This window comes from Enterobacter sp. K510 (assembly GCF_055804875.1).
Window position 1 is genome coordinate 345,201 of record NZ_JBNRLQ010000003.1, and the last position, 13,921, is coordinate 359,121.

13 protein-coding genes are annotated in these 13,921 nt (G+C 54.0%); 9 read left to right on the top strand and 4 right to left on the bottom strand.

The features are described 5' to 3' along the window. Positions 1-56 precede the first annotated feature (56 nt). Together ACQUTD_RS07050 and ACQUTD_RS07055 are read right to left on the bottom strand one after the other, a co-directional pair. The gene (locus ACQUTD_RS07050) at positions 57-1,391 is read right to left on the bottom strand and encodes a glycoside hydrolase family 172 protein (protein ID WP_072567533.1); all 1,335 of its coding nucleotides are present in this window, start codon (positions 1,389-1,391) and stop codon (positions 57-59) included. Between the two features lie 255 nt (positions 1,392-1,646). Further along, a complete protein-coding gene (locus ACQUTD_RS07055) occupies positions 1,647-2,138 on the bottom strand; it encodes a YajQ family cyclic di-GMP-binding protein (protein ID WP_072567532.1) in 492 nt (163 codons plus the stop codon). A gap of 98 nt (positions 2,139-2,236) precedes the next feature. On the opposite strand from ACQUTD_RS07055, the gene panE reads away from it, so the two are divergent. The 5 genes from panE to ACQUTD_RS07080 all read left to right on the top strand — a co-directional run bounded on the left by panE (position 2,237) and on the right by ACQUTD_RS07080 (position 7,296). Beyond that, positions 2,237-3,148 (top strand): 2-dehydropantoate 2-reductase, encoded by a 912-nt coding sequence (panE, locus tag ACQUTD_RS07060; RefSeq protein ID WP_473274064.1) that lies wholly within the window; start codon positions 2,237-2,239, stop codon positions 3,146-3,148. Further along, positions 3,111-3,713, top strand: coding sequence for a protein deglycase YajL (gene yajL / locus ACQUTD_RS07065; protein WP_473274061.1), 603 nt, complete (start codon positions 3,111-3,113; stop codon positions 3,711-3,713). Before panE ends, yajL begins: the two co-directional genes overlap by 38 nt. Positions 3,714-3,971: 258 nt before the next feature. After that, positions 3,972-5,240, top strand: coding sequence for a PTS transporter subunit EIIC (locus ACQUTD_RS07070; RefSeq protein ID WP_473274060.1), 1,269 nt, complete (start codon positions 3,972-3,974; stop codon positions 5,238-5,240). An 11-nt stretch (positions 5,241-5,251) separates the two neighbouring features. Continuing rightward, a complete protein-coding gene (locus ACQUTD_RS07075; protein ID WP_473274058.1) occupies positions 5,252-6,577 on the top strand; it encodes a family 4 glycosyl hydrolase in 1,326 nt (441 codons plus the stop codon). After that, positions 6,574-7,296 carry a 6-phosphogluconolactonase gene (locus tag ACQUTD_RS07080; RefSeq protein WP_473274057.1) on the top strand — a complete coding sequence of 241 codons (723 nt, stop codon included), beginning with the start codon at positions 6,574-6,576 and terminating at the stop codon, positions 7,294-7,296. The genes ACQUTD_RS07075 and ACQUTD_RS07080 overlap by 4 nt, the downstream gene beginning before the upstream one ends. Positions 7,297-7,305: 9 nt before the next feature. Here the strand turns inward: ACQUTD_RS07080 and ACQUTD_RS07085 are convergent, their stop codons facing one another. Both ACQUTD_RS07085 and thiI read right to left on the bottom strand, forming a co-directional pair. After that, positions 7,306-8,040, bottom strand: coding sequence for a UTRA domain-containing protein (locus ACQUTD_RS07085; RefSeq protein WP_473385623.1), 735 nt, complete (start codon positions 8,038-8,040; stop codon positions 7,306-7,308). 62 nt (positions 8,041-8,102) lie between these two features. Then, positions 8,103-9,554, bottom strand: a complete 1,452-nt coding sequence (thiI, locus tag ACQUTD_RS07090) for a tRNA uracil 4-sulfurtransferase ThiI (RefSeq protein ID WP_473274379.1) — start codon at positions 9,552-9,554, stop codon at positions 8,103-8,105. A gap of 207 nt (positions 9,555-9,761) precedes the next feature. On the opposite strand from thiI, the gene xseB reads away from it, so the two are divergent. From xseB to ACQUTD_RS07110, 4 genes are all read left to right on the top strand, one after another. Beyond that, positions 9,762-10,004, top strand: coding sequence for an exodeoxyribonuclease VII small subunit (xseB, locus tag ACQUTD_RS07095; RefSeq protein WP_072567529.1), 243 nt, complete (start codon positions 9,762-9,764; stop codon positions 10,002-10,004). Positions 10,005-10,006: 2 nt separating this feature from the next. Next, entirely contained in the window at positions 10,007-10,906 is a 900-nt protein-coding gene (gene ispA, locus ACQUTD_RS07100) for a (2E,6E)-farnesyl diphosphate synthase (RefSeq protein ID WP_321988710.1), read from the top strand. A 75-nt stretch (positions 10,907-10,981) separates the two neighbouring features. After that, a complete protein-coding gene (gene dxs, locus ACQUTD_RS07105; RefSeq protein ID WP_318363225.1) occupies positions 10,982-12,844 on the top strand; it encodes a 1-deoxy-D-xylulose-5-phosphate synthase in 1,863 nt (620 codons plus the stop codon). Positions 12,845-12,903: 59 nt separating this feature from the next. Further along, positions 12,904-13,878 (top strand): aldo/keto reductase, encoded by a 975-nt coding sequence (locus tag ACQUTD_RS07110; protein ID WP_473274055.1) that lies wholly within the window; start codon positions 12,904-12,906, stop codon positions 13,876-13,878. Positions 13,879-13,921: the final 43 nt, after the last annotated feature.

Here is a 13,921-nt window from a genome sequence, read left to right on the forward strand (position 1 = left end):
TCTGCCTGACGGGAACCCGCCAGGCATACCGCAATAATGCGCATACCGCTGTTTAGTTATTCAGAAAATGGTGAGATAATTTTATTGTTAATGGACTTCTCACGCGTGGCGGCGATTTTCTTATCCACTTCCTGCTGGCGAAGCGTTTGCCAGTTTTCAAGACGCTGCGCCGCGCACTGTTTTTGCGCCTGCATTTCTGCATTCAGCGTTACCTCAGACAGCGGGGCAAAGGCTTCTCCTGCCCTTGCCGGAATACGCTCCGCCACCGGTTGCATCGACAATACGGGCGAGGGCAGCTTTTGATACCAGTATACGGTCGACGCCCAGTCGTCAGAAAGATGATTACCATGACCATGCTCCATGGTCACCCGGATGCGTTTTTTAAAATGCACTGGATCGGTAATATGAAAGCGGTAGCTGGTCTGAAACCCTGGCAAATGAGAATCGTGTAGTGAGGAACCATTAAAAGGGGCGGAACAGTCCTGCATTCCCCAGGCATGATTAAAATAATCTTCTGTCCCTGTGCCATGAATTGAAGGCGGCCACAGCGGATCATCATCAATAAAGATCATCTCATCGCCTTCGCCCCACCAGGTTTCCTGCCGATGGCGCACCGATAAATTGCAGCCGATATAATGCCCTTCCCCCTCAATATTCAGAAGCTCATAATTATTCTCCGCGCTCAGGCAAGGAATATTGACTTCCGGGCTGTTAACCTGCAGTTCAGGCCCCCAGCCCTGGCAGGGATTTTCACGCTTCCACCAGGCATGAAAATAAGCAATATCGTCGGCATGCTTTTCCGGATAGCATTCAAAATCGATATTGAAATACTGTCCGTAGGGCAAATCATTCTGGTTTTCGACTTCAATAATCGCGCGCTCGTTAAAGGGCATGGGTAAATAGCAGTTAAACGCCGCCGTCGCGCCGGGCCGGTAATTTTCGTCGGGCCGACAAGAGACAGTGAAGGGCAGCGAGGTAAAGCTGGCCGGAACCGAATGCCCGACACAGAAAAAATCCCCCAGCGGCACGATAACGGACGGTTGCACCTGGTTATCCCAGTAAAATTTCAGCAGTACCTTACGATAGTAAGCTTCATCATGTTGCTCCCAGCTTACGCCAAGGGCGTTATTGATTTCATTAATGGGCGCGACATATTGTCCCTGCGTCGGATCAATCAATCCGGGGCCTTTTATTTTGCGGCAAAATTGCGTCATCCAGATATGGGTAATACAACCGCTGCCACTTATATCCGCTAACCGAACGGTTTCCCCGGCGGGGATCATCCAGTAATCCTGATTACGCCCGCTTTGATCCCAGCTGGATAGCCGCCCGCTGCGGGCATTTTTAATCTGACATAAATCCTGTAATAAACCTGTTTTGTCTGCTGACATGATAGCGCCTCACCATTTATCCATTATATCGGGGCCAGCGCCTTAAATTCATGTGATGGCATCCCTGCCCCGCCCTTTGCTAATTCGAGTTAGCAAAGTAATCAGTGCAGACCAGGCTGACAAGATGATTTCACCTAGAATGTGATTATCATCATTCTCAAATTCGTAATAGATTGATTAGTTTACTTAATTGGCTGAAGCAGGTGAAGGGAGTAAAAAAGCCCGACGAAAAGGGTATCGCCGGGCCTGGGATAGTTAATCGCGGAAGTTTTTGAACTGGAACGGCTGCCCCAGATCGCCGCCGCGCACCAGCGCCATCGCGGACTGCAAATCGTCGCGTGATTTACCGGTCACGCGCACTTCTTCACCCTGGATCTGCGACTGCACTTTCAGCTTGCTGTCTTTGATCAGTTTGACGAGTTTCTTCTGCGTCGCGCTCTCGATGCCTTGTTTCAGCTTCGCCTCAACAAACCAGGTTTTGCCGCTGTGCACGAAAGTTTCAGGTACGTCCAGCGACGCCCCTTCAATACCGCGTTTCAGCAGTTTGGCACGCAGAATATCCAGCAGCTGGTTCACCTGGAAATCAGATTCGCTCAGCACCTTAATGGTTTTATTCGCCTCGTTCAGCTCGAAAGTGGCTTCAACGCCGCGAAAATCAAAACGCGACTCCACTTCACGGCTGGCATTGTCGACCGCATTGCGGACTTCCTGAAGATCAACTTCAGAGACAATATCGAAAGATGGCATCTTTTCTTCTCCCTCTCTATTTATTGCGATGCATAATACCTGCTAAGAAGCATAACTCAACTTGTTATGCCCGTAAGTGTTGCAGGCCAGGAGGAACCATGAAAATTACCGTGCTCGGATGCGGGGCATTAGGTCAGCTGTGGCTGAGCGCGCTGTGCAGGCATGGACATGAAGTCCAGGGCTGGCTTCGCGTACCTCAACCTTATTGCAGCGTAAACCTGATCGAAGAAGACGGCACCCTTTTTAACGCGTCCTTAACCGCGAACGATCCTGATTTTCTGGCGCAAAGCGATCTGCTGCTGGTGACTCTTAAAGCCTGGCAGGTGTCAGAACCGGTAAGAAACCTCGCCGCCAGATTACCTGCCGCTACGCCGATACTCCTCATCCATAATGGTATGGGTACGGTGGATGAGCTGAAAAATATCTCCCAGCCTCTGCTGATGGGTACCACCACGCACGCCGCCCGCCACGATGGCAATGTCATTCTGCACGTCGCGGGTGGTATCACCCACATTGGCCCTGCACGCCAGCAGGACGGGGATTACAGCTATCTGGCGGATACCCTTCAGGACGTGCTGCCGGACGTAGCCTGGCATAACACCATTCGCCCTGAGCTGTGGCGCAAGCTGGCGGTGAACTGCGTGATCAATCCGCTGACCGCACTGTGGAACTGCCCGAACGGCGAGCTACAGGCGCATCCGGCCTTAATCCAGACGCTGTGCCACGAAGTGGCGGCGGTGATGGAGCGTGAAGGTCATCATACTTCCGCTGAGGATTTGCTGCTTTACGTCAACCAGATTATCGCCAGCACTAAAGATAACATCTCGTCGATGTTGCAGGACGTGCGCGCCCTGCGTCATACCGAAATTGATTACATCACCGGGTATTTGCTCAGACGCGCCCGCGCGCACGGTATTGCGGTCCCGGAAAACACCCGACTTTATGAACTCGTTAAGCGTAAGGAAAGTGAGTATGAGCCCCTCAGCACTGATATGCCTCGCCCCTGGTAGTGAAGAAATGGAAGCGGTCACCACCATTGACCTGCTGGTGCGTGGCGGCATCAACGTCACCACCGCCAGCGTTGCCAGCGACGGCGATCTGAGGATCGTCTGCTCGCGCGGCGTGAAACTGCTTGCCGATGCGCCGTTGGTGGAAGTGGCTGACGGCGATTTTGACATCATCGTCCTGCCGGGCGGCATTAAAGGCGCCGAATGTTTCCGTGACAGTCCGCTGCTGGTAGAGACGGTGCGGCAGTTCCATCTTTCCGGCCGCATCGTTGCCACCATCTGCGCCGCCGCGGCCACCGTGCTGGTTCCTCACGATCTGTTCTCCATCGGCAATATGACCGGCTTCCCGGCGCTGAAGGACCGTATCCCGGAAGATCAGTGGCAGGATAAACGTGTGGTTTGGGATCCGCGCGTCAACCTGCTGACCAGCCAGGGGCCGGGCACCGCCATTGATTTTGGATTAAAGATTATCGATCTGCTGGTCGGGCGAGAAAAGGCCCATGAAGTGGCGTCACAGCTGGTAATGGCGGCTGGGATTTACAGCTATCGGGATTATACCGACGAATAACTTTCCGGCCCGACGAACCTCTGCGTCGGGCCCTCTCCCCTGCTTTTTTCTTTGTGCATCCTGTCACACACCTGATCAAAATTTACGTGATTTTCTGTGATATATAGCAAACACCCTTCCTTAAAAAAAATAGAAATCAAAGACATATAAAAAACAGCCTCTAACCGGGGCAGGCTTGACGCCTCCGGGCCTCCATGAAAGACTCAGCTAACTGGTATATACCAGTATAACAATGCGGACTTACAGGGAGGAGTTAACGTGATTCATTTTATTGAAGACAAGGTTGTCCCGATTCTTATCCAGGTAGGTGAGAATAAAATCCTGGTCGCGGTGCGTAACGGGATTGCGCTGACGCTGCCGTTTACTATCACCGGCAGTCTGTTTCTTATTGTGGCTAATCTTCCCGTTCCTGGCTGGGCGGATTTTTTAGGCCCGACGGCGAGTAAACTTAGCGCCCCGGTCGCTGTTACCTTTGGCGCGATCGGCTTAATCTCGGCCATTGGCATCAGTTACAATCTGGCGAAAGCGTACCAGCTTAACGCACTTACCTGTAGCGCCGTGGCAACGGTAGTTTTTCTCCTTGCCCAGTTGTCCGATAATTATCAATTAAATGTGGATAATCTCGGGGCGGCGGGACTGTTCTCCGCAATTATTCTTTCCATCGTCACCGTGCAGATCATGTGCGTTTTTGTGATGAAAAATATCGTCATCACACTACCGGACGGTGTGCCGCCTGCGGTTGCACAATCTTTTGTCAGTCTGATCCCGGCAGCGGTAGTCATCATGCTGGTGTGGGTTGTGCGGGTAATGCTGAATGTCGATATCAACAGCTTCTTTACCTGGCTTGTCAGCCCTCTGGTAAGCGGCTTAGGCTCGCTGCCCGGCATGCTGGTGCTGATCTTTCTCATTTCTTTGCTGTGGTGCTGTGGTATCCACGGCGACAATATTCTGTCAGGCATCACCAGCCCCATCTTTTTGAAATATATTGCCGAAAACACGCAGGCGTATCTCAATCATCAGCCCATTCCGCATATCACCGCCGACGGCTTTTATATCGTCTTTATGTGCCTGGGCGGGACGGGGGCAACGCTGGGTCTGGTGCTGGCGATGCTGCGTTCGCGAAGCAAAATGTACAAATCAGTCGGCAAGCTTTCGCTGCCCTCTGCCCTTTTTTGTATCAACGAACCGGTGATTTTCGGCTGCCCGATCGTCTTTAACCCGTTACTGATGATCCCCTTTACCTTAACGCCGATGATCTTATGCACTGCAACCTACAGCCTGATGTATTTCGACATCATCGGGCGACCGGTTCTGCAAATTCCCTGGACGATGCCGCCTCTTTTTGCCGCCTGGTTCGTGACGGGCGGCAATATTCCGGCGGTGATTTGGTCTGTTTGCACCCTCGTTATTTCGGCACTGGTGTATCTGCCTTTCTTCAAAATTGCCGAACGTCGGCAACTGGAAAGAGAAGCCGCCGCGCAGGACGCAGAAAACGCAAACGCCACCGTATCTGACTCAGTATTTTAAAAGGACGTAATATGAAAAAGCTTAAAATCGTTACCATCGGTGGTGGCTCCAGCTACACGCCGGAACTTATCGACGGCTTTATCAAACGCTACGCTGAATTACCGGTCAGCGACTACTATCTGCTGGATATTGAAGAGGGCCGTGAAAAGCTGGAAATCGTCGGCAGGCTGGCCAGGCGGATGGTGGAAAAAGCGGGTATTCCGATGACTATTCACCTCACGCTGGACAGAGAAGAAGCGCTCAAAGACGCAGATTTCGTTACCACCCAATTGCGCGTTGGTTTTCTTGATGCGCGCATTAATGATGAAAAAATTCCGCTCAAGTATGGCGTACTCGGGCAGGAAACTACTGGCCCCGGTGGATTTATGAAAGCGCAGCGAACAATTCCGGTGCTGCTGGATATTTGCCGCGACATGGAGAAATATTGTCCCAACGCCTGGCTGATTAATTTTACTAACCCGGCGGGCATCGTCACCGAAGCCATTACTCGTAACTCAAAGATCAAAACGCTGGGTATTTGTAGCGGCGCAAACAGTATGCTGATGGATATTGCCAAAGCTTACGAGGTTAATAAATCGCAGGTTCAGGCGCGCTTCATAGGGTTAAACCACCTGATCTTTGCCGATCACATTTATATTGATGGCAATGAGGTCACCGAGGATTTCATTGAAAAACTGGCGCAGGGCAGCGCCACTAATGCGCTGAAAAACATCCCCGATATCGGCTTTTCCGCGCGTTTTGCTAAAGCCTTGCACATGTACCCTATTTCCTACCTGAAATACTTTTTCCTGACCCGGGAAATGGTGGACGCCGCCCTCGCCGATCAACAAACTAAAGGCACGCGCGGGGAACAAACCCGTGCCATTGAACGCACCTTGTTTGAGCTTTATCAGGATGAAACGCTGAGCGGCAAACCGAAAGAGCTTGAGCAACGCGGCGGGGCCTGGTACTCGGATACCGCCTGCTCGATTATCAGCGCCATCTATAACGATAAAAAAGAGATCCACGTAGTGAACACCACGAATAATGGCACTACGGGCGATCTGCCCAATCACGTCACTTTAGAAACTAACGCCGTGATCGACCGTCAGGGCGCACACCCGCTCGCTTATGGCCCGCTGCCCGTGAAAATTCGCGGCCTGATCCAGAGCGTTAAAGCCTATGAAGAATTAACCGTAGAGGCTGCCGTCACCGGTAATTACGACACTGCGCTGCTGGCGCTGTCGATTAACCCGCTGATGCCCTCCACCACCCTTGCCGAACAGATCCTCAATGAGTATCTGGCAGTAAACGAACGCTATTTACCCCAATACGCAAAAGCTAAGGAGCAGCAATGAACGTTGAAATAAAAGAGGATTACCCGCAGCTTTGCGCGGCTGTCGCAGAGCAGGTTATCGCCAGCGTGACGGCTAAACCCGATGCGCTTATCTGCATCGCGGGTGGTGATACGCCGCTTGGCGTATTTGAAGCGCTGGTAAACGCCAGCAATGCCGGGCGCGTGGATTTCAGCCACGCCAGTTTCATCGGGCTTGACGAATGGCTTAGCCTTGGAAGGAGCGATAAAGGCAGTTGCCGGGAGATGGTCTGGCACCATTTTTTCGACAAACTGACGCTTCGCGACGAGCAAATTTGCTTTTTTGACGGACTGACGCACGATCCGCAAGCGGAATGCCTGCGTGTCGATGCCTTTATCGCAGCCCACCAGCAGATCGACATTATCGTTTTAGGCATTGGTATGAATGGACATATCGGCTTTAACGAACCGGGTGTCTCTCCCGATAAGTCATGCCACGTTGTCGATCTTGACGCTATTACTCAGGCGGTGTCGGTGAAATATTTCGGCAAGCCACTCAATATCAAGCAGGGCATTTCTCTGGGCATTAAAACGATCCGCGCTGCAAAACGCATTATTCTGATGGCCAGCGGTGAGAAAAAAAGCACGATTGTGGCGAAGACCCTTCAGGCAGAGATCGGCACTGAGATACCCGCCACGCTGGTTAAGGATCATCCCAGTATCACATTGATGATCGATCGGGCGGCAAGTAGCCAGCTGTAATCAAACGCCTTAACGCTCAATGCGCATATTCTTCACCCGGAAGATATCTGCGCGGTTATAGCTGAGCGAGAAGTTAAACGCAGTTTTGTTATCCAGCCGCGTGACTTCGGTGATTTTCAGCATTGGCAGGCCGGGAGCTATATTCAGCAAAGCTGCCATTTGCTCATCAAATAACGCCGCTTCGATGATCGAATCGGCATCTTTGATCTTGCGATGAGTAAAGTCTTCTATATAGCGATACAGCGATCCGTGGCGCAGCACTGTTTCCGGGATCTCCGGTATCACGCTAAGTGGAATATTACTCTCTTCGATCAATACGGGAATATCATCCAGCAGGCGGATACGGCGGATAAAATAGATTTTTTCCCCTGGCGCAATATCCAGATGGCGGGCAACCCTGTGATCGGCATCGATCACTTCGAAGGTCAGCAACTGGCTGGTGACCTTCACTTTGCTCTGAAACTCACGGGAAAAGCCTAAAATGCTGTCGCTTTTTTCATTGTTGAGAATATAGATGTTGGTGTCGGTATTCTTCAGGACAAACATCCCTTTACCGTGGATGCGCTCGATAAATCCATCCTGTACCAGGCTGGCCATCGCTTTTTGCACGGTAACCCGCGTGACCTGATATTCGCGGGCAATGTCGCGCTCGGAGGGAATGCTCTCGCCAATAAGATACTTGTGAGCGAGAATATCGTTTTTAAGCTTTTCCTTAATCTCCAGATATTTATGCTGCTTTTCCAAAAGCACCTCCGGCAGTCCAGAATCTGTGCCCGGCAACTTGCGCTACCGGGCATTCAGGGCAATTACGGGCGATAAACCTTCACATTTTTAAAGCCCTGCTCATGCAGATACAGCGCCTGCAGGCGGCTCATCACGCCGCGCTCGCACCACAGCAGCCAGGTTTTGCTCTGGTCGAGATCGCCGAATTTAGTGCTGAGTTTGTAGAATGGCAGAGATACCACTTCCACACCTTCAACCTGCAACGGCTTATCGTCCTGCTCGTCGATGGAACGAATATCGAGGATCGCCTCGTTCGGGCCGAAACCGGTGACGGTTTCCACTTCCACCACGTCCTGCTGGGTTTGCTCGGCAATTTCACGGATGTCGATATTGCTCGCCGCGGCGACCACTTCGTCAAGAATGGCGAAGTTAAAGTTCTCTTCTTCCGCTTCGATTTTCGCTTTCACCGCTTTTACGGTCGGGCTTTTCGAGATCACGCCGCAGTATTCCGGCATGGTACGGGCAAAGTCAGCGGTGCCGATTTCACGCGCCAGATCGATAATGTGTTCTTTATCGTGAGAGATCAGCGGACGCAGGATCAGCGTGTCGGAAACGTTATCAATCAGACGCAGGTTGGTCAGCGTCTGGCTCGACACCTGGCCCAGCGCTTCGCCGGTCACCAGCGCCTGCACGCCATAACGTTCGGCGACTTTTGACGCCGCGCGCACCATCATGCGTTTGAGCACCACGCCCATTTGGCCGTCTTCCACTTTTTCGAGGATCTCGCCCACGACCGGCTCAAAGTTAATGGCGACAAAGCGCACGCGGTGCGAGCTGCCAAAACGTTTCCACAGGTAGTACGCCACCTGACGCACGCCGATTTCATGCGCCGCGCCGCCAAGATTAAAGAAGCAGTAGTGTACGCGGCAGCCGCGACGCATCAGCATATAGCTGGACACGCCAGAGTCGAAACCGCCGGAGATCAGCGACAGCACATCTTCCTGGGTACCGATCGGGAAACCGCCGATGCCTTCGTAGCGGCCTTTCACCAGCAGCAAACGGTCATCTTCAATTTCCAGATGTACGGTCACATCCGGGTGCGTCAGTTTTACCCGCGCCGATTCGATATGCTGATTAAGTCCGCCGCCCACGTAGCGCTCTGCTTCAATAGAGCTAAACTCATGTTTACCGCGGCGTTTAACGCGCACGCAGAAGGTTTTGCCTTCCAGCTGGTCGCGATACTGCGCCAGCGCTTTTTCAAAAATGTCATGCAGCGAAGTGAAAGGCACATCTTCCACGTCCAACACATGGTGGATCCCCGGAATGCGGGTCAGGGCATCGCGAATAGTCAGACGCTGGTTTTCGTCTCTGGAGCGGACTTCAATATGATCCCAGTGGCGAACGATAGCGAGCGTGTCGTCGTTATAATGTTTTAAAACGTTACGAATATTTCCGGTCAGCATCTTAATAAAGCGCAAACGCACAGATTGGCTTTTGATGGTGATTTCCGGGAACAATTTAATGATAAACTTCATGGCGGCAATGGTTCGTTGGCAGATCAGGCAAGCGATCTGTTGAGAGAAATATACAGCAGCCCATACCTGCGGCTGCATCCAGGCGCGGAAGTATACCACCATCGTGGTCAACCTGCGCATATTGCATGACCATTACGCCTTATTTGCTAAGTTGCGCCACTCCGCTACCATAGCGGGGCCGAATAAATGAGAGAGTCAGACATTCACATGCCAAAGAAAAATGACGCACCGGCCAGTTTCGAAACGGAGCTCAATGAGCTGGAACAGATTGTCACCCGTCTTGAAAGCGGCAACTTACCGCTGGAAGAAGCATTAAATGAATTCGAGCGCGGCGTGCAGCTGGCCCGTCAGGGACAGGTAAAACTGCAACAGGCAGAGCAGCGCGTGCAGATCCTGCTCTCTGATAATGACGACGCCCCGCTGACGCCTTTCACTCCGGACGCCGAGTAAACATGGATTTTGCACAGCAACTTGAAATCTGCGTGCAGCAGGCGAATGACGCCCTGCGCCGCTTTATTTCTCCCCAGCCCTTTCAGAACACTCCACTGGTTGAGGCCATGCACTATGGCACACTGTTAGGCGGCAAACGGCTGCGGCCTTTCCTGGTGTATGCCACGGGCCAGATGTTTGGCGTGAGCGCATCCACGCTCGATGCCCCTGCCGCCGCCATTGAATGTATTCACGCCTATTCGCTGATGCATGACGATCTCCCGGCGATGGATGATGACGATCTGCGTCGCGGTCAGCCGACCTGCCATATTAAATTCGGCGAAGCGAATGCGATCCTCGCGGGCGATGCGCTGCAAACGCTGGCGTTTTCTATCCTCGCGGATACGCCCATGCCGGAAGTCGACGCACGCGATCGCCTTGCCATGGTGTCTGAACTGGCGCAGGCCAGTGGCGTCGCAGGCATGTGCGGCGGACAGGCGCTGGATCTTGAGGCGGAAGGCAAACAGGTTGGTCTGGCGGAGCTTGAACGTATTCACCGGCATAAAACCGGCGCGCTGATCCGCGCTGCGGTGCGCCTGGGCGCGTTAAGCGCCGGTGATAAAGGACGCGCTGCGCTGCCGATCCTCGATCGCTACGCCGAAAGCATCGGTCTGGCGTTCCAGGTTCAGGATGACATTCTGGATGTGGTGGGTGATACTGCGACCCTTGGCAAACGCCAGGGTGCCGATCAGTATTTAGGTAAAAGCACCTACCCCGCACTACTGGGCTTAGAGCAGGCTCAGACAAAAGCCCGTGACCTGATTGACGATGCCCGCCATGCGCTAGACGCGCTGGCCGCCCAGTCACTGGATACCACGGCACTGGAAGCACTGGCGAATTACATAATCCAGCGTGATAAATAAACTTTTTATATGCTCCTGATAACGCAGAGGGCGGCAAACTGCCCGCTGAATTATGACGAGTAAGACGAGTGGCCGATGAGTTTTGATATAGCCAAATACCCGACACTGGCACTGGTTGACTCCGCCCCGGAGTTACGTCTGCTGCCGAAAGAGAGCCTGCCGAAGCTGTGCGACGAACTGCGTCGCTACCTGCTCGACAGCGTGAGCCGCTCCAGCGGGCACTTTGCCTCCGGGCTTGGCACCATTGAGCTGACCGTGGCGCTGCATTATGTCTATAACACGCCTTTCGATCAGCTGATCTGGGACGTGGGCCACCAGGCTTATCCGCATAAAATCCTCACCGGACGGCGTGACAAGATCGATACCATCCGTCAGAAAGACGGGCTGCACCCCTTCCCGTGGCGCGGCGAGAGCGAATACGACGTGCTGAGCGTCGGTCATTCGTCCACCTCGATCAGCGCCGGGATCGGCATCGCCGTTGCGGCGGCGAAAGAAGGCAAGCAGCGTCGCACCGTCTGTGTGATCGGCGATGGCGCGATCACCGCGGGCATGGCCTTTGAGGCGATGAACCACGCGGGCGACATCCGGCCGGATATGCTGGTGGTGCTCAACGACAACGAAATGTCGATTTCCGAGAACGTCGGCGCGCTGAATAACCATCTGGCGCAGCTGCTGTCCGGCAAACTCTATTCCACGCTGCGCGAAGGCGGCAAAAAAGTCTTCTCCGGCGTACCGCCGATCAAAGAGCTGCTCAAACGTACCGAAGAGCATATTAAAGGCATGGTGGTACCGGGCACGCTGTTTGAAGAGCTGGGCTTTAACTATATCGGCCCGGTGGACGGTCACGATGTGCTGGGTCTGGTGACAACGCTGAAAAACATGCGCGACCTGAAAGGCCCGCAGTTCCTGCATATCATGACCAAAAAAGGCCGTGGTTATGAGCCGGCGGAAAAAGATCCCATTACCTTCCACGCGGTGCCGAAATTCGATCCGGCTAAAGGAACGCTGCCGAAAAGCGTCGGCGGCATGCCGTCCTACTCCAAAATTTTTGGCGACTGGCTGTGCGAAACGGCGGCCAAAGACAGCAAACTGATGGCCATTACGCCAGCGATGCGTGAAGGCTCTGGTATGGTGGAGTTTTCCCGTAAGTTCCCGGATCGCTATTTTGACGTGGCGATCGCCGAACAGCACGCTGTGACCTTCGCGGCGGGTCTGGCGATTGGCGGTTACAAGCCGGTGGTGGCGATTTACTCCACCTTCCTGCAACGGGCTTACGATCAGGTGATCCACGACGTCGCCATCCAGAAGCTGCCGGTGCTGTTCGCCATTGACCGTGCAGGCATCGTCGGTGCTGACGGGCAGACGCATCAGGGCGCGTTCGACATCTCTTTCCTGCGATGTATCCCGGAAATGGTGATCATGACGCCGAGCGATGAAAACGAATGTCGCCAGATGCTGTTTACCGGCTATCACTACAACGATGGCCCAAGCGCGGTGCGTTATCCACGCGGTAATGCGCTGGGCGTGGAACTGACGCCGCTGCAAAAGCTGCCGCTGGGTAAAGGCGTGGTGAAACGTCAGGGCGAAAAAGTGGCGATTTTAAACTTCGGCACTCTGCTGGCGGATGCGGCACAGGTCGCGGAATCGCTCAATGCCACGCTGGTGGACATGCGTTTTGTGAAGCCGCTGGACGAGTCGCTGATCCTGTCGCTGGCCCGCAGCCATGAAGCGCTGGTGACGCTGGAAGAAAACGCCATCATCGGTGGCGCAGGCAGCGGCGTGAACGAAGTGCTGATGGCGAACCGTACCCTGGTGCCGGTGCTCAACCTCGGTCTGCCGGATCATTTTATTCCTCAGGGCACGCAGGACGAGGCGCGCGCCGCCATTGGTCTGGACGCTGCCGGTATTGAAGCCAGCATCAAACGCTGGCTCGCCTAACTCCCTCTTCCGCTCCTGCTATGCTTAGGTAATCTCGTACCCGTAGCAGGAGTGGAACCATGCAATACAATACATTAGGAAAAACGGACCTTAAGGTTTCCCGTCTTTGTCTGGGCTGTATGACCTTTGGCGAGCCGGATCGGGGCAATCACGCCTGGACCCTGCCTGAAGAGAGCAGCCGCCCGATTATTCAGCGCGCCCTGGAAGGCGGCATCAACTTTTTCGATACGGCAAACAGCTATTCCGATGGCAGCAGCGAGGAGATCGTCGGCCGCGCGCTGAAAGATTTTGCCCGCCGCGACGACGTGGTGGTCGCCACCAAAGTCTATTATCCGTCGGGCGATCTCACCGAAGGCCTGTCGCGGGCGCAGATCCTGCGTTCCATTGATGACAGTCTGCGCCGCCTCGGCATGGAGTATGTCGATCTGCTGCAAATCCATCGCTGGGATTACAACACGCCCATTGAAGAAACCCTGGAAGCGTTGAACGACGTGGTGAAAGCCGGTAAAGCGCGCTACATAGGCGCGTCGTCCATGCACGCCGAACAGTTCACCCAGGCGCTGGATCTGCAAAAACAGCACGGCTGGGCGCGTTTCGTCACCATGCAAAACCATTACAATCTGATCTACCGCGAAGAAGAGCGCGACATGCTGCCGCTGTGCTATCAGGAAGGCATCGCGGTGATCCCGTGGAGCCCGCTGGCCCGTGGCCGGCTGACGCGCCCCTGGGGTGAAACCACGGCGCGGCTGGTGTCCGATGAAGTGGGTAAAAAACTCTATGACGACAGCGAACAAAGCGATGCGCAGATCGCGGAGCGCCTGGCCGCGGTAGCGGAAGAAGTGGGCGCAACGCGGGCGCAGGTGGCGCTGGCCTGGCTGCTGAGTAAGCCGGGCGTGGCCGCGCCTATTATCGGCACGTCACGGGAAGAGCAGCTGGAAGAGTTGTTACAGGCGGTTGATCTGCAACTGACGCCGGAGCAGATCGCCGAAATGGAAATGCCGTATAAACAGCATGCCGTGGTGGGATTTAAATAATCGCTGCCCCGGCCTGTTCTGAAAAGATCAGGCCGGGGAAAAC